This is a genomic window from Pelodictyon luteolum DSM 273 (assembly GCF_000012485.1).
Classification (GTDB): domain Bacteria; phylum Bacteroidota; class Chlorobiia; order Chlorobiales; family Chlorobiaceae; genus Chlorobium; species Chlorobium luteolum.
The window spans coordinates 1,045,866-1,061,783 of record NC_007512.1; the positions used below are offsets into that span (position 1 = coordinate 1,045,866).

Annotated in this window: 20 protein-coding genes; 9 read left to right on the forward strand and 11 right to left on the reverse strand. The window is 58.4% G+C overall.

Going from position 1 to position 15,918, the window contains the following annotated elements:
* Positions 1-29 precede the first annotated feature (29 nt).
* The 4 genes from PLUT_RS04835 to folD all read right to left on the reverse strand — a co-directional run bounded on the left by PLUT_RS04835 (position 30) and on the right by folD (position 4,104).
* Complete coding sequence (locus tag PLUT_RS04835; protein WP_011357660.1) at positions 30-1,388, reverse strand: sodium:solute symporter family protein; 1,359 nt, start codon at positions 1,386-1,388, stop codon at positions 30-32.
* 42 nt (positions 1,389-1,430) lie between these two features.
* Positions 1,431-1,772, reverse strand: coding sequence for a phage holin family protein (locus tag PLUT_RS04840; protein ID WP_011357661.1), 342 nt, complete (start codon positions 1,770-1,772; stop codon positions 1,431-1,433).
* Positions 1,773-1,842: 70 nt separating this feature from the next.
* A complete protein-coding gene (radA, locus tag PLUT_RS04845) occupies positions 1,843-3,210 on the reverse strand; it encodes a DNA repair protein RadA (protein WP_011357662.1) in 1,368 nt (455 codons plus the stop codon).
* Between the two features lie 6 nt (positions 3,211-3,216).
* Positions 3,217-4,104 carry a bifunctional methylenetetrahydrofolate dehydrogenase/methenyltetrahydrofolate cyclohydrolase FolD gene (gene folD / locus PLUT_RS04850; protein WP_041463811.1) on the reverse strand — a complete coding sequence of 296 codons (888 nt, stop codon included), beginning with the start codon at positions 4,102-4,104 and terminating at the stop codon, positions 3,217-3,219.
* 112 nt (positions 4,105-4,216) lie between these two features.
* On the opposite strand from folD, the gene PLUT_RS04855 reads away from it, so the two are divergent.
* From PLUT_RS04855 to aroQ, 5 genes are read left to right on the forward strand one after another with little or no spacing between them, the layout of a single operon-like run.
* The gene (locus PLUT_RS04855; protein ID WP_011357664.1) at positions 4,217-4,789 is read left to right on the forward strand and encodes a DUF3109 family protein; all 573 of its coding nucleotides are present in this window, start codon (positions 4,217-4,219) and stop codon (positions 4,787-4,789) included.
* Entirely contained in the window at positions 4,789-6,231 is a 1,443-nt protein-coding gene (gene rpoN / locus PLUT_RS04860; protein ID WP_011357665.1) for an RNA polymerase factor sigma-54, read from the forward strand. Before PLUT_RS04855 ends, rpoN begins: the two co-directional genes overlap by 1 nt.
* Before the next feature lie 4 nt (positions 6,232-6,235).
* On the forward strand, positions 6,236-6,784 hold the full coding sequence (hslV, locus tag PLUT_RS04865; RefSeq protein ID WP_011357666.1) for an ATP-dependent protease subunit HslV: 549 nt from the start codon (positions 6,236-6,238) through the stop codon (positions 6,782-6,784).
* Between the two features lie 42 nt (positions 6,785-6,826).
* A complete protein-coding gene (gene hslU / locus PLUT_RS04870; RefSeq protein WP_011357667.1) occupies positions 6,827-8,275 on the forward strand; it encodes an ATP-dependent protease ATPase subunit HslU in 1,449 nt (482 codons plus the stop codon).
* A gap of 17 nt (positions 8,276-8,292) precedes the next feature.
* A complete protein-coding gene (gene aroQ / locus PLUT_RS04875) occupies positions 8,293-8,748 on the forward strand; it encodes a type II 3-dehydroquinate dehydratase (protein ID WP_011357668.1) in 456 nt (151 codons plus the stop codon).
* A 20-nt stretch (positions 8,749-8,768) separates the two neighbouring features.
* Here aroQ and PLUT_RS04880 read toward each other — a convergent pair whose 3' ends face one another.
* The 7 genes from PLUT_RS04880 to PLUT_RS04910 form a co-directional block, all read right to left on the reverse strand.
* Positions 8,769-9,581, reverse strand: a complete 813-nt coding sequence (locus PLUT_RS04880) for a tetratricopeptide repeat protein (RefSeq protein ID WP_011357669.1) — start codon at positions 9,579-9,581, stop codon at positions 8,769-8,771.
* 5 nt (positions 9,582-9,586) lie between these two features.
* A complete protein-coding gene (locus PLUT_RS04885; protein ID WP_011357670.1) occupies positions 9,587-10,087 on the reverse strand; it encodes a DoxX family membrane protein in 501 nt (166 codons plus the stop codon).
* A 386-nt stretch (positions 10,088-10,473) separates the two neighbouring features.
* Complete coding sequence (locus PLUT_RS04890; protein WP_011357671.1) at positions 10,474-11,457, reverse strand: phosphatidylglycerol lysyltransferase domain-containing protein; 984 nt, start codon at positions 11,455-11,457, stop codon at positions 10,474-10,476.
* Between the two features lie 3 nt (positions 11,458-11,460).
* Positions 11,461-11,715 (reverse strand): hypothetical protein, encoded by a 255-nt coding sequence (locus PLUT_RS04895; RefSeq protein ID WP_011357672.1) that lies wholly within the window; start codon positions 11,713-11,715, stop codon positions 11,461-11,463.
* A 26-nt stretch (positions 11,716-11,741) separates the two neighbouring features.
* Positions 11,742-11,978 (reverse strand): hypothetical protein, encoded by a 237-nt coding sequence (locus PLUT_RS04900; protein WP_041463812.1) that lies wholly within the window; start codon positions 11,976-11,978, stop codon positions 11,742-11,744.
* A complete protein-coding gene (locus tag PLUT_RS04905) occupies positions 11,956-12,330 on the reverse strand; it encodes a hypothetical protein (RefSeq protein ID WP_041463813.1) in 375 nt (124 codons plus the stop codon). The genes PLUT_RS04900 and PLUT_RS04905 overlap by 23 nt, the downstream gene beginning before the upstream one ends.
* Before the next feature lie 82 nt (positions 12,331-12,412).
* On the reverse strand, positions 12,413-12,640 hold the full coding sequence (locus tag PLUT_RS04910) for a hypothetical protein (RefSeq protein ID WP_041463814.1): 228 nt from the start codon (positions 12,638-12,640) through the stop codon (positions 12,413-12,415).
* A 112-nt stretch (positions 12,641-12,752) separates the two neighbouring features.
* Here PLUT_RS04910 and PLUT_RS04915 point away from each other — a divergent pair, with 112 nt between their 5' ends.
* The 4 genes from PLUT_RS04915 (at position 12,753) to PLUT_RS04930 (ending at position 15,842) form a co-directional block, all read left to right on the forward strand.
* Positions 12,753-12,992: a hypothetical protein gene (locus tag PLUT_RS04915; protein ID WP_041463815.1), complete on the forward strand. Its 240-nt coding sequence runs from the start codon at positions 12,753-12,755 to the stop codon at positions 12,990-12,992.
* Between the two features lie 71 nt (positions 12,993-13,063).
* On the forward strand, positions 13,064-13,321 hold the full coding sequence (locus PLUT_RS04920; RefSeq protein ID WP_011357675.1) for a bacteriochlorophyll c-binding family protein: 258 nt from the start codon (positions 13,064-13,066) through the stop codon (positions 13,319-13,321).
* Between the two features lie 65 nt (positions 13,322-13,386).
* Positions 13,387-14,772 (forward strand): B12-binding domain-containing radical SAM protein, encoded by a 1,386-nt coding sequence (locus PLUT_RS04925; protein WP_011357676.1) that lies wholly within the window; start codon positions 13,387-13,389, stop codon positions 14,770-14,772.
* Positions 14,773-14,828: 56 nt separating this feature from the next.
* Positions 14,829-15,842, forward strand: a complete 1,014-nt coding sequence (locus PLUT_RS04930; protein WP_011357677.1) for a UbiA family prenyltransferase — start codon at positions 14,829-14,831, stop codon at positions 15,840-15,842.
* Positions 15,843-15,918: the final 76 nt, after the last annotated feature.

Below are 15,918 nucleotides of genomic sequence, written 5' to 3' on the forward strand. Positions count from 1 at the left end.
GTGCGGACAGAGATGGCTCGTTATTTCCGTTATTCTCCCGCCGGGACAGCGAAAAAGACCGCCATGTTCGATAAACAGCCGATGACGAGCCCGTCGACATGGAAGGGAGCAGAGAGGAGATTGTTCCACACGAGCGCCATCATGATGCCTGCAGCCGCTCCCGCGATGAAGCGGCGGCGCGTTGCCCTGAAGCCGAGGATTGCGGCGCCGAGCGGCACGAGTACGGTCGGTGCCCAGAAGTTGTAGGCATAGATCAAAATGTCGAGCAGGCTTTCAATCGAGAGCGCGAAGACGATCGAGATGACCCCGACGGCAAGGGTTGTGAGGCGGGCGAGCATCAGTTCCGTTTCTGGTGCCGCAGGAGTTTTCTGGAGCGGACGGACGATGTCGTTGCTGAACGCGATGGCCGCTCCGTTGAGGAACGAGTCGGCCGAGGACATGATGATGGAGATGACGGCCGCAATCACAAACCCCTGTGCCACCGGATGGAGCGAAGCCTTGATGACGTATGGCATGGCAAGGTTCGGGTTGATGGATGGGTCAAGGGCGAGGGCCACAAGGCCGATGAGGCCCGTGACGGCAAAAAAAGGAATGGAAAACAGGCCGCTCATCATGGTGCCGCGGGAAACGTGACCTGTCGATTTGCCGATCAGGAGGCGCTGCACGTAAGGGGGAACAAGGGTTTCGCCAAGCAGGAAGGTGAGGAACAGGGCTCCGAGGGAGATCATGGCCCCCGGTTCGCCGGGGAGCTGGAGGTGTGTGGCAGGTATTTTTGCCGTCATGGCCTCCCAACCTCCTGCCTTCTGAATGCCGAAGTAGAGGGTGAGGGGGATGCCGATGGTCAGGACGATGAACTGGATGACGTCGGTCCAGACGACCGAGCGCATGCCGCCGAATGTTGCGTAGGCTATGACGATGCCGCAGCCGATGAGGATGCCCGTTGTGCGGTCAATGCCGAGAAAGAGGTTGAAGATATAGCCCATCGCTCCGATCTGGGCGCCGAGGATGCCGGCGCAGAGAGCCACGCCGAATATGCCGCTGAAGATCCGCGCACCTTTTCCGTAGTGGGGTTCCATGATGTCTCCGACCGAGATGGCGTCGGGATAGCGCTCCATCCTGGGCGCGATGAAGGTGGCCACGAGGATCTCCTTCAGGCTGAACCCCCAGAGTGCAATAATGTTTGCGATGCCGATGAGGAATACCTTTTCTGCATTGCCCATCGAGAACCCTCCGCCGATGAACGATGCCGAGAGGGTCGCGAAAATGACCATGCTGCCGAACGACTTTTCGGCGACGGCATAATCTTTGAGGTTCTTGATGCCGCGTCCTGCCAGAAGTCCGACGATAAGGACGATGGCAAGGTAGACGATGACAATGATGTTCTGCATGTTGGGGGCGTTGTGGTTGATCGGTCGACGAGGGCCGGAGGCTCAGAGGTTGGCCAGAGAGCCGAGCATCCAGGCGATGGCGCTGATGCAGATCGAGCCTGCGGCAGCCCACCAGAAGCTCTCGATCGTAAAGCCGTCGACGATGGCGGCCGAGAGCTGCAGGAGCAGTGCGTTGATGACAATGAGAAAGATGCCGAGGCTGAGAAGGATGAACGGGATGGAAAAGAGGATCATGACAGGACGTACCACGGTGTTGACGAGGCCGAGCACGAGGGCCACCAGAAGGGCGGCGCCGAATCCCCGGACATGGATGCCGGGAAGGAGGTGGGCCGTCAGATAGACGGCAAAGGCGTTGACAAGCCAGATAAGCAGGATGTGCATCATGATGGCGGGTGGTTCAGGTTATTGGTGTATGCTCTTCATTCATGTTCATTCGACACTCAATCTTCAACGATCATATCCCCATCGCGTCCAGCGCTTCCTGCAGGGTCCGGCATCCCTCGATGGTGAGGGGCAGCTTTTTGATGGCCGGTTTCAGTTCACGGGTATTGGCTTCGGGAAGAACGATGCGCTGGAAGCCGAGGTGTGCCGCCTCCCTGATGCGCCGCTCGCTGTCGCTGATGGCCCGCAGCTCGCCCGACAGGCCGATTTCTCCGCAGCATACCGAACTGGCGTCCTGCGGCCGGTTGAGAAGCCCTGAGGCGATGGCGGCGGCAATGGCGAGGTCGGATGCCGGTTCGACCAGCTTCAGACCTCCGGCGATTTTCACGAACACGTCCTGCCCCCAGGTTTCTATGCCGAGCCGTTTTTCAAGGACTGCGAGGATGATCGACATGCGCTTCAGGTCAAATCCTGTGCTGATGCGCTGCGGCATGGAGTAGTTGGTCTTGGCTACGAGCGCCTGCACTTCCACGAGCAGGGCCCTTGATCCCTCTATGGCGGCCAGCACCGAGTTGCCGGGAACGTCGGTACGCCGGCCGGAAATGAAGAACTCCGAAGGGTTCGCCACCTCTTCCAGGCCGCACTCCTCCATGCGGAAGACGCCGATTTCGTTGGTAGGTCCGAACCGGTTCTTCACCGAGCGGACGATCCGGTATCGCTGGTAGCCTTCGCCTTCGAACTGCAGGACGGTGTCGACCATGTGCTCCAGCGTTTTCGGACCGGCCAGCGAGCCCTCCTTGGTGATGTGACCGATGAGGGCGAGCATGAAGTTCTGGCGTTTGGCGGCATGGATGAGCATTGCGGCGCATTCGCGTATCTGGGTGACGGTGCCGGGGGAACTCTGGTACTGGCCGGAGTAGACGGTCTGTATGGAGTCCACGATGACGAGTGCGGGCTGTTCCTTCTCGATGGTCTCAAGGACTGCCTCAAGGTGCACTTCCGGAGCCAGCCAGAGGTTTTCGGCATGCAGCCTCAGGCGCGTGGCGCGTTCACGGATCTGGTTCGGTGACTCCTCGCCGGAGATGTAAAGCACTTTGGCGGGAGCGAGGCGTGCGGCGAGCTGGAGCATGAGGGTTGATTTGCCGATTCCCGGCTCGCCGCCGACGAGGATGGCCGAGGCCTGCATGAGGCCGCCGCCGAGCACGCGGTCGAGCTCCCCGATTCCGGTTTTCATCCGGTGGTACTCCTCGGGTGCCGCGGCGTGGAGGTTCTGGACAGCGGCTGCGCGCACGCCCTGAACCGCCTTGCCCTGTCTCGGCCCGTCTTCCTGCCGTATCTCTTCAAGCGTTCCCCAGCTCTGGCATTCAAAGCACCGTCCCTGATATTTCAGGGAGACGGCGCCGCAGTTCGAGCAGACGTACCTGGTGGCCTGGCGCGCCATGCTCTCTCAGAGTCCGTTTGCGCGCTCGAAGGAGTGCAGGGTGTTTTTCAGAAGCATCGCAATGGTCATGGGTCCGACTCCACCGGGGACCGGGGTCATGGCTGCGGCCTTTGCCGATACCCCTTCATAGTCGACATCGCCGACGAGGCGGGTGCCGCTCTTCGTCGTGGGATCCTCTATGCGGTTGATGCCGACGTCGATGACGACCGCTCCCTGTTTGACCATGTCTGCCGTCACGAACTTCGCCCTGCCGATTGCGGCAATGAGGATGTCGGCCTGGCGGGTGTAGGATGCGATGTCCTTCGTTGCCGAATGGCAGACGGTGACGGTGCAGTTCGACTCCTTGAGTTTCTGCATCATGAGGTTGGCCATCGGCTTTCCGACAATGTTGCTGCGCCCGATCACCACGCAATGTTTCCCGCTGGTCTCGATGCCGTAGCGGCCGATGAGCTCAAGGATGCCGTAGGGGGTGCAGCTGACGAAGCACTTGTCGAGGTGGCCCATGACGAGGCGGCCGAGGTTCTCGGGGTGGAACCCGTCAACATCCTTTGCGGGGTCGATGGCCAGGGTGACGGCGAACTCGTCGATCTGTTTGGGGAGCGGCTGCTGTACCAGAATGCCGTGAACGGCGGGATCCCGGTTGAGGGAGTCGATCACCTCAAGCAGATGTGCTTCGGGCGTATCTTCCTGCAGTTCGATGACGGATGAATTCATGCCGACCTCTTTGCAGGTTTTTGCTTTATTGCGTACATAGACCTCTGAGGCCGGATCGCTGCCGACAATGATGACGGTGAGCCCCGGGACCTTTCCGGTTATGGACCGGTACGATTCCACACTGGCTTTGAGTTCTTCTTTCATGTCCAGCGAAACTTTCTTTCCGTCGATGATGAGCATGGTGGTTGTGCTTGGTGTTGTTGTGCAGTACTGCATTGTGCCTTGCGTATTTCTGCCTATAGCTATGAAAAAATCGGCGAAACGGCAAACCCTGAAATCGGATGATTGAACGATGGCAATGATTTCCGTCGGTGATGTCCTTGTCGACGGGGCGGTCCTCGACGCGTTTTTCTCCTGCGACCTTGATGCATGCGCCGGCTGCTGCTGTGTAGAAGGGGAGCTCGGCGCTCCGCTTACCCCCGCCGAGGCAGCCCTTCTGGAGCATCCGCCGGGACAGCTTCTCCGGATGCTTCCTGAAAAAAGCGCCCGCTGGATAGCGCGCCACGGATCGGTGGAGGTCTATCAGGGTACCCTCTATACCCGTACCGTAGACAGCCGGGAGTGCGTTTTTGCCGTCGAGCGTGACCGGGTGACGCTCTGCGCCATTGAAATCGCTTTCCGGGAAGGCATTGCCGGTTACAATAAACCTCTTTCATGCAGGCTTTTCCCGATACGGGTGCGGAAAAAGTTCGGGTTGGCGTATCTTGTCTATGAAGAGCACGCCATGTGCCGCGCTGCCCGAAGGCTCGGAGGGGAACTCCAGATGCCTCTTGTTGATTATCTTTCTACAGCCCTTGAAGAGCTTTACGGCAGAGAGTGGGTTGAAAGCCTTGCCGCGTTCCGGAAACCATCCTCCAAGAGTTGATGCCAGAATTCAGACTGCAGCAGAAACAGAAAGCACTTCTTTCAGTCCAGCAGATCCTGGGCAGCCAGCTGCTCCAGCTTCCGCTTGCGAGCCTTGAGCAGCGCATCAATGAGGAGCTGCAGGAAAATCCGCTTCTTGAGCCGGTCGAGGGAGCAAGGGACAGTATTGCAGAGCTCGGCGAGGCGGCTCCGACCGGCGAGATGTTCGACGAAATCGACCGCTTCAGCAAAAGTGCGCTCAAGGAGCAGGAACGGCTTTCGGCACGCCAGGATGCACGCGAAAGCATGCCCTCGTTCAGCTATGACAGGGGAGGGGGAGAGCATTTCTTTCAGGCGGTCCAGCATGACAGCTTCCATGAAACCCTGCTCCGCCAGCTCGCCCTGCAGGAAGGAGTTGGGCGCACTGAAGTGCTTATCGCCATAGAGATCCTCGGCAATCTGGACGAAGACGGCTACTTCACCGAGGGGGCTTCGGTCATCCTCGACAGCTTGAGGCTGTCCGGCATGGAGGCAGAAGAGGAGGATATTGAGGAGATGCGCCGGAGGATCCTCATGCTGGATCCTCCCGGCGTTGCGGCCCTGAACCTCCGGGAGCGCCTCCTCTCCCAGCTCGAACTTTCCCGGCGGGAGCATCCGCCAGCAGACCTGGAGGCAGCCCTTGACATTCTCCGGAACCATTTCGACGACTTCATCCACCGGCGGTTCGAACGCCTCCATAAGAAGCTCGATCTGACGAATCCCCGCCTTGAGGCGGCCATCGCCGTCATCACCGGCCTTGATCCGCACCCCGGGGTGTTCGTTGATGAAGGGGGGCACTACATCTCACCCGACTTCGTGGTGAACTACGAGAACGGATCGCTTTTTGCCTCCCTGAACGACCGCAGTGCGCTGTCGGTAAGGGTCAGCGACCAGTACCGGGACCTGTTGAAGACGAAACAGGGCTCGAAGGATGACCGGCAGTTCATCCGCCGCAATCTCCAGAAGGCCAACGAGTTCAAAAGCGCCCTTGAAACCCGACGCCAGACGCTCCTCAAGGTTATCGAGTCGCTCATGAAACATCAGTACCGTTTTTTTACCGACGGCCCGGCCTTTCTTCAGCCGCTCGGCATGAAAACCCTGGCCGCCGATACGGGCCTCGACATATCGACCATCAGCCGTGCCGTCAACGGCAAATATGTGCAGACACGGTTCGGGGTATTCGAACTGCGGTACTTCTTCAGCGGCGGCATTCAGAATGACGAGGGTGAGGATGTGTCAAGCAAGATCATCCGCCAGCACCTCCGGGAGATGATCGAGGGGGAGGACGGGGCACGGCCGCTTTCCGACGACAGCCTGACTGCAGGGCTCGCCGCCAAAGGGTTCCAGATCGCCCGCAGGACGGTTGCAAAATACCGTGAACAAATGCAAATTCCAGTTGCAAGACTAAGAAAGAAAATATTTTAATCGCATGAAGCACCCAAAGAGGCCCGTGATCCGGTCAACCACCGTGATCGGCGTTCTGCGCGACGGCAAAGCCGCCCTCGGCAGCGACGGGCAGATGACGCTCGGCAACACGGTCGTCAAACACTCCACCCGCAAGATCCGTTCACTTTACCAGGGCCGGCTTCTGGCCGGGTTCGCCGGTGCCACAGCCGACGCCATCACGCTCCTCGACCGTTTCGAAGAGAAACTCGAGGCATATAACGGCAAGCTCGAACGCGCTGCCGTCGAACTCGCCCGTGACTGGCGGACCGACAAGTACCTCCGCCGCCTTGAGGCCATGCTTGCCATCGTCAGCAGTGAGCGGGCCCTCATCATCTCCGGCACGGGGGACGTCATTGAACCCGAAGACGGCATCGTCGCCATCGGCAGCGGAAGCATGTACGCCCTTGCCGCAGCCCGCTCCCTCATGAAGCATACGGGGCTCAGTGCCCGCGACATCGTCCGCGAAAGCCTCGAAACCGCCGCCGAGATCTGCATCTACACCAACAACCACATCGTGGTCGAAGAGGTGTAGCCGGCAGAGAAAAGTATTTCAGCAATATTCTAATTCCTTGCAATGACCCATAAGAGAGAGGTTGCCCTTGAGGGGAAGTCCCTTGGCGACCAGCACCTGACACCGCACCAGATCGTATCCCTGCTCGATAAATACATCATCGGCCAGAAAGACGCCAAAAAGTCCGTCGCCATCGCCCTGCGCAACCGGCTCCGCCGCCAGATGGTAGGAGATGAGCTCCGCGATGAAATCATGCCGAACAACATCATCATGATCGGCCCCACCGGCGTCGGCAAGACTGAAATTGCACGGCGCCTGGCAAAACTCGCCCGAGCTCCTTTTGTGAAGGTCGAGGCTTCGAAGTTCACCGAGGTCGGCTATGTCGGCCGCGACGTGGAGTCGATGATCCGCGACCTCGTCGACCAGTCGGTCGCCATGGTCCGCAGTGAAAAAAGCGAGGAGGTCCGTGAAAAAGCGGCCTCGCTTGTCGAGGACCGCCTGCTCGACATCCTGCTCCCTCCTGTGCAGGCCTCGGCTGAGCAGGAGGAAAGTTTTCCGGAGGATGGTGAGGAGGGTGCTCTGCTCACTACGGGAGAGGAGCGTGCAGAGGACGCCAACCGCCGTACCCGCGAGAAGATGCGCCAGCGGCTCCGAGGCGGGAAGCTCGAGGAGCGCCAGATCGAGATGGACGTATCGGGTGATTCACAGGGCGGGATGATGCAGATCTTCGGCCCGCTCGGCCAGATGGAGGAGATCGGCGGCATCATGCAGGACCTCATGAGCGGCCTGCCGCGCAAGCGCAAGAAGCGGCGCGTCTCGATTGCCGATGCCCGCAGGATCCTTGAACAGGAAGAGGTCCAGAAGCTCATCGACATGGACAGTGTGGTGAAAGAGGCCATCACCAAGGTCGAGCAGTCCGGCATCGTCTTCATCGATGAGATCGATAAAATCGCCGCACCCTCCACCGGTGCCGGCACCAAAGGGCCCGACGTCAGCCGCGAAGGGGTGCAGCGCGACCTCCTGCCGATCGTTGAAGGCTCGAACGTGGCCACCAAGCACGGCATGGTCAAAACCGACCATGTGCTCTTCATTGCCTCAGGCGCATTCCACGTCGCCAAGCCCTCCGACCTCATTCCCGAGCTCCAGGGCCGGTTCCCGATCCGCGTGGAGCTGAAAAGCCTCACCGAGGAGGACTTCTTCCTCATCCTCACCCAGCCGCGCAACGCCCTCATCAAGCAGTACCGGGCGCTGATCGGCACCGAAGGCGTGGAACTCGAGTTCACCGAAGGCTCCATCCGCGAAATCGCAAGGACGGCCGCCGTGGTCAACGAGAGCGTTGAGAACATCGGTGCCCGCAGGCTGCATACCATCATGACCAACCTGCTTGAGGAGCTGATGTTCGACATCCCCGAAAACCTCTCTTCCGGCAAGATCACCATCGACGAAAAGATGGTGAAGGACAAGCTGAGCCATGTCGCCTCCGACAGGGATCTCAGCCAGTATATCCTGTAACCTTGACTGCGATCCAGATGAACGCACCGCATATTCTCGTACTCAACGGCCCGAACCTTTCACGGCTCGGCAAACGCGAGCCGGGCATTTATGGCCACCGGACCCTTACGGACATCAACGCCGCCCTTGAGGCCGCATTTCCTGACGTGTCGTTTGAGTTCTTCCAGTCCGAGGACGAGGGGGAGATCATCGAGCGCCTTTACGACAGCGAAGACCGGAGGTCATGCGCCGGGGTTGTCCTGAACGCCGGGGCCCTGACCCATTATTCCATCGCCCTGCGCGACGCCATCAGTGCCGTCACCCTCCCCGTAGTGGAGGTGCATCTCTCCAACATCTATGCCCGTGAGGAGTTCCGCAGCAAATCGGTGATTTCAGCAGTATGCAGGGGGGTTGTCAGCGGGTTCGGCGAAGCGAGTTACCACCTCGGCGTGCAGGCTCTTCTTTCACTGGCTGAAGAGGGGCCGAAGCAGTAGCAGGGAAGCCCGGCGGCCGCTCAGTCGTCCTTCAGCTTTTCGATGAGCCGGCGCATCTTCTGCAGGCGCCGGCGGTCGCTGTAGAACAGGACGGGCTTGTCCAGTGCGGCCTGCATCAGCTGCACCGCTTTTTTCCTGTTGCCCATCTCAAGCTCCACAAGAGCCAGTTCGTGATAGTTGCGGATCACCCTGGGGTCCAGGGTGATCGCCTTCCTGAACGTCTCCCTTGCCTCCAGGTATGAGCCTTTCGGCATCTTTCCGACGAATGTTCCCCCCATCATCCGCTTGAACCAGCTGATTGAGGCAGCCTGCCGGTAGTAGGAGCCCAGCATGGAGAGCGCCGTCTGCTCGTTCGGGTTCAGCCGGAGCGCAGTGTCGAGCTCGTGCTTGATTTCCTCTGCGTTGTGGAGTTTGTCTTTCGGTCCGCTCTTTTCCGACAGGAGGCCGAGAGCCGCTGCAAGCCAGGCATGGCCCGGTGCACTGGTGCTGTCAAGGGCAATGCTTTGCCGGCCGTAGTCAACCGCTTTACGGTAATGCACGATGCGTTCCCGGCGGCGGTCCGGGCGCAGCGATTCAGCGAGGCTCACCTGGAGCCGGGCCATCTTCCAACGGGTTTCGGCGCTGGCCGGATCCTCTTTCAGCGCAATGCCGTAGAGCGAATCGGCGCTCTCATACTGCATTTTCCAGAATGCCCGGTCGCCCTCGTTGATGGCATGCAGGGCCTGCGTTTCGCCCATTGCGCAAGGGGTTCCGCCAATGGCAGACAAAGAGGTCACAATGGCACCGAGCGCTAAGGTGCGGAGGAGGCGGAGTGTCGGAGTGTAGTGCTTCATGACCGTTATTTGAACCAGAGTGAGTCCGGATGTTTCCTGAGCAGACTCCGCTCAAGCCCGAGCCAGTGCCCTGAGGGAAGCACAATCATGAGAATGGAGTAGAGCATGAGGGGCGGCATCGACCAGTTGAAATACGCGCCGGCCGTGAAGTTCAGGAAGAGAAAGAGCGCGAAGGCAGCATTGGCCCTTACGGCGATGCCGAGAATGAGTCCCGCGGCGATGATGAGTTCTCCGAGGGTGACGATCCAGGCGATCGGCATAGCCATCGGGATGGCGAAATACTCGAGGTAGAGCGCCTGCAGCGAGCCCGGCTCGAGTTCACTGAGCCGCAGGGTGAAGAATCCTTCCATCAGGTCGCTCCATAGCCACCCTTTCACCAGCTTGTGCCAGAACCCGTAGACAAAGATGGCGGCAAACAGGTATCGCCCGATGAGAAAGAGGATGACTCCTATGCTCTTCAGCGGATGCTGGCGCATCCAGCCGGCCTTCCATTCAAAATCGCTCATGGTCCTTCACGAGAAAAAGTTGGAGGGTTGTTACGGGTCCTTCATTGAAAGTATACACAAATTCTGTCGCACATCCTGCAGTCTGCACTCTTTGGCCGGCTGGACATCCTCGCCGCATGACTCATGCGTGCGCTCAGCAGGGCATGTGCATTGGGGGAGTATGCGTCTTCAGGCGCGCAGTGCATCCTCTCTGATGATGGGTACGGCTTGTCAGGTATGAGGGGAAAGCAGCGTGTCTGATGACGTGTCGTCGTTCTCTGTGATTGATGCTGTTGATTTTCTCTGGACCAGGCTTGAACTATTGAGGGAAGCTTGAAAGATGTGGCGATTCTCGGGGCGTTGGGTGAACGGCCCCCCGGCAGCATCGGCCGGGGGCTTCAGTTGAGTCAGCAGCCGCTTGCCGAAGAAAAGGGCTTCCCTCCGTTTGCTGGTTCTTCCTCACCCTCATCAAGGAGGTCGAGTTGCTGCAGGGTGGCCTCTGCCAGCAGTTCGACAAATCCTGTGCTATAGGCAAGCTCGAAGAGCAGGGACGGCTTTAGTGCTACGCCGGGGCCGGCACACAGCCGCATGGTGCGCCACAGGGGACGGAACTTGTTTTTGAAGGCGTAGAGGCCTTTATAATCATAAGCGTGCCGGCAGAGCGGCGCTGCGGTTAACAGTATCCGTTCAAGGAGTGCGAGCGGCTGAGGGTCCCCTTGATGTATCATGAAGGGAACCTCACCGAGGCTCAGTCGTTCAGCGCCTTCAGCCCGCAGCTGTTCTGCTGTTCCGGCAATAAGGCATTCCATGACGTCTCCGGGTGCGTTGGCGCTCCGGAGCATCAGCTCGGTATGGAATGCGTTCTTTCCCTGCCGGGAAAGGGTCAGGCAGGCATGCCAGACTCCCGAAAACGACCGGAACACGAAACACCGTGATGTTTCCAGGGGGTTGCTTCGGAACAGATTCCGGAGCATGGGCTTTCCGGCATGCACCGATTCTTTCTGCAGTGCCGCAAGGCGCCCGGTGGTGAGGGCTGCGGGGGGGATTTCCTCAACCATGCCGTGCCGCCATCCCCGCTTAAGCGCTGCCCGGACTCTTTTCCCTTCAAAGTGCCGGTGTGAAGTGAGGTCCAGCACCGCATCCATTCCTGTCCTGAGGGTGTCGTCACCAAAAGAATGGAACAGGGCGCTGACTTCCGGCGGACAGCCCCTGATGACGAACCCTTCGGGATGCAGACGCTGCAGCTCCCTGTAGAGTGTTGTGAGGTCGAAAGACGGGGGTATGTCTGCAAACGGAATCCAGGTATGTCGGGATAATGGGAGCGTGACGGCATGGTACCTTGGAGCGCATTCTTCGCTCCTGTGCCAGCTTGAGGGCAGGGATGCGTACATCGGTTACCGTTTCAGGGATCCCTCCCCGGGTGTGCGCCTGGGCTTTGATGCGGCACCCTCGCCAAACAGTCCTGTAGCTTTTTCGTTGATGAAGCCGGCTGTTTTGACAACGGCAGTTCCGGCGGCGAAAAGGCCGAGTCCAATGACGGCAATGCCTGCGATGCCGTGCAGTGCCGGTGCGGCGACCGGGGCAAGCAGCGCAGCGCCGCCGGCGGCTCCTGCCGCTGTTGCCGCGGCAGCTATCGGGTTCTGGTTCATGGTATGTTTCCTCTGTGTTGCTGTTGTTAATTCATCCGGACCTTGTGGTGCCCTTTGGGTACCTGCAGCTTGCGCCCGTATTGTTCGCCGGCGGTGAAGCCTTCAATGAACACCATTTCGCCGAACTCTTCAAGCGTCATATCCAGATCGAGCTTCTGGCGGAGATGCTCTCTGAAGTTCTTCTCCGCAGAACACTGATCGATTTTGTGGATGTAGTTTTTCCATGCCGACTGGACGGCATTAAGCCATAATCGCCTGATCATAAGGGGTGAACTTATTTTCTGGTTGGACGTTGCTTCCTGCTGCTGCCTCATCTATCACGTTTTTGGCGGTGATCGGGACGGCAACGACAGTGTTCAGGGTTTTCGCTGATCCGCTCGACCCAGAGCGCTTTTTTGTGATTGCGCCGAAATCGACTGTTGAGGCAAGAGCTCCAAGGATGGGGACTGCGGCGGGGGTCATCGGTGCGAGGGTGGCGGCAATGCCGGCGCCGGCAAGGAGTATGCCTCCAAGAGCGTGCAAACAGAGTGGAATGCCAACGAGAGGTGCAAGCATTGCCAGACCCTGCATGCCCTGCTCTGCAGGTGTTGACGCGGTGCTGGAGGATGCGGGCATGGCTGGTGCTTTTGGAATTATGAACCAGGGCGCTTCACGTGACAGAGGGGGTAGTCAAGCGTCCTGGATAAGAGCGCTTACGTTACTTCTGGGGGTTGAATGAAGCGGTAACGTTCTGCAGGGTGGAGGTGACGGTGTTGGTGAGATTGCCGACCAGATCGCTGGCAGTTTTCCCGAGCGGCTCAACTGCTGAAGCAGCGGAGTTCAGGATCTGTGTGACGATGTCAACCTGCATCTGGCCGATCTTTCCGACTGCGCCCATGAGTTCATTGACCGTGCTGGTGATGTCGATGTTGGTTTCGTTTGCCATGGTGGGTATGGTTTTTTTGTTTGGGACTGATCTGAATCTTCTGATTCTTATCGGAATTATAAGTTTTATTTGTAATATTTGAAAGAGTGCTTGAGAAATTCCCCTCTCCCCCATGGCAATGAAAAGTCATAACTACTTCTCTTTTCTTGTGGCAGCACGGCTGGCCACTACGGTCGAAGCTTTTTTCAATCGCCTGCATCCTTCGGCCTCTGAGGTGGTCGAGAGACCTGCACCGGTAAAGAGGCGGGTCCGTGTTTCCGCCGAGGGGGAGTGTGCCGAGATGCCGTCCCCGCAGCTCGAGACCCCGAATTCCCGCTGCGGGTTCGCTACCGGCGAGTCGCCCCGGCTTTAGGAATTCAGAGGTGCTTTCATTACATTTATTGCGTTTATTATCTCTGCTCAGTCAATACGAAATAATCAGTTATGAAAGATTTCAACGGCGCGTTTGTTAAGGGTGCGGAGGCTTATGGCCGTCTGCTTGAGGTGTTCATCGACGGACACTGGTGGGTAGTCGGCGATTATCTCGAGAATGTCGGCAAGTGCACCAAGCGTCTGGGCGCCAATGCCTATCCCCAGCTCTACGGCGGTGCGTCCGGCATGGGAAGCCTTCGCGGCAGTTCACCCGGCGTTTCCGGATATGCCACCCCCACCAAGGAAGTTTCCAGCCGGTTTGATTCGTGAACAGCCTGATTCCTTTTCTCTCTGCCCGCTTGTAATTCGAATCATCACTGTGCCCCGGCTGACCTATGACCTCTCCATTCACTCCGAGTTCCCGGCCGGCTGCTGAGGGCGCCGGCAGGGTGCCTTCCAGAGGGAGCGGACGCAAGAAATGGCTACTCATCCAGCCCCGCAGCAATACCTCTATGATGGTTGACTCCCGGAGAGTCAGCATGCCCCTGAACCTCGTCATGGTTGCGACCCTCGCCGGCGAGGTTTTCGATGTTGATTTCATCGATGAGCGCCTCGGTGACTCTGTTCCGGAAGACTTTTCCCGATATGATGTCGTTGCCATCACCTCCCGGACCCTGAATGCCACGAAGGCTTACGCCATTGCCGATACAGCAAAATCGCAGGGCCGGACGGTACTGCTCGGCGGCGTGCATCCCACCATGTCTCTTGATGAGGCATGCCGGCATGCCACCTCTGTCATCTACGGGGAGATCGAGTCCGTATGGCCGGAACTCTGCCGTGACATCATGGCGGGGCGGATGCAGCCGGTCTACCGTGCTGAGGCCCTGCGCCCGATGAATGCGATGGCACGGCCGGACTTTTCCTATGCGCTCCAAAGCAGGAACAGCCGCAGATACAGTAACAGGATCCCCGTGCTGGCGACAAAAGGCTGCCCTGTGGGCTGCAGTTTCTGCACGACGCCGACCATCTACGGGAAGAACTACCGGTACCGGGATATCGAACTCGTTCTCGACGAAATGCGCTACCACCAGGACCGCCTGGGGAGGGAGTCGGTTCATTTCTCCTTCATGGACGACAACATCAGTTTCCGCCCTGCTTATTTCAAGGAACTCCTCAGCCACATGGGTCGGCTCGGTATCAGGTGGAACGCCAACATTTCCATGAATTTCCTCCACGATCCGGAGATTGCAGAGCTTGCGGCATGGTCCGGCTGCGATCTGATGAGCATCGGGTTCGAGTCGCTCAATCCCGAAACCCTGAAAAGTGTGCACAAAGGCTCGAACCGGCTGGAGAACTACTCCTGCGTTGTCGACAACCTCCATATGCATGGCATCGCCATCCAGGGCTATTTCATGTTCGGGTTCGACAACGACAGTGCGGAGAGCTTTCAGTTGACCTATGACTTCATCATGGATAACCGGATCGATTTCCCGGTATTCTCTCTTGTCACCCCGTTTCCCGGCACCCCGTACTTCGAGGAAATGAAGCCCCGGCTCCGCCATATGGACTGGGACAAATATGATACCTATCACTACATGTTCGAGCCTAAGGGCCTCGGCACCGGGCAGTTCCTCGATCACTTCGTCAAGGTGCAGAAGGAGGTGTACAAGGGGCGGGCGATAGCGCGGCGGATGAAAGGCAAGCCGCTGAACTGGGTCTGGCTTGCGAACCTGCAGATGAACCGCTTCACCCGCAGCCTCAAGCCCTCCATCTATCTCTGAATGACTTCCGGACACATGTCAGTCCTTTCGGCTTACAACCCCTTACCGCTCTAACCATGCATGACACCGCCCTCTCCCCGCGGCAGCCTTTAGGCCTGATGGATAAAATCAAGACCCACATCGAGCTTCTTGATCCGGTAACCTGGATCAGCGTTTCTCCCTGCCTGGCCTGCGGGGTGATCGGAACCGGAGCCATGCAGCCGACCTGGCATGACTATCTGCTCCTCCTGCTCCTTTTCATCATTTACGGTCCGCTCGGAACCGGTTTCAGCCAGTCGGTCAACGACTATTTCGATCTCGAGCTCGACCGCATGAACGAGCCGACGAGGCCGATTCCTTCAGGACGGATTACCAAGCGTGAGGCTGCCTGGAACTGGGGGATTGTTCTTCTTCTGGCACTTTTGATCTGCGCAGGCATTTCACTCCATATCGGTGGCCAGAGGGGGGTTGTGTTTGCCATATGCATGCTGACTGGTCTTTTTCTCGGATTTGTCTATTCGGCGCCGCCATTCAAGCTGAAAAAGAACATTTTCCTATCCGCGCCGGCCGTCGGCATGTCCTACGGTTTCATCACCTATCTTTCGGCCAATGCGCTCTTCAGCGACATACGCCCCGAAATCGTCTGGCTTGCCGTGCTGAACTTCTTCATGGCCATGTCGCTCATCATCATGAATGACTTCAAATCACAGAAGGGCGATGCCGAGAGCGGCATGAAATCCCTGACCGTGCTCATCGGCTCACGCTACACTTTTCTCGTGGCATTCCTCATCATCGATCTGACCTTTGCCGGGTTTGCCTTTCTTGCATGGCAGTGGGGCTTTCCGGTGCTGATGGTGATGATCCTTGTCTCCCTCGGGATCAACATTTCCGTACAGATTCCCATATACCGAGATCCGAGCACCGGAGCGTCATTCATGCAGGGAGCCGTCGACGACGGGTTCGGCAATGCGATTGGTAAAAGTGAAGTGAATGAGCACAACGCCTTCCTCCGCTTCCAGCTGGTCAACAACATCCTTTTCCTTCTCAACCAGTTCGTTGCGGCCGCACTCATCGGCATGAAGTACATGTGAGCCCGGTTTCCCGGTCTGCGGCAGCTCAGCGCTTTGCTATCTTTAAAAACTTTCATTTATTGAAGTTATTTCCCAT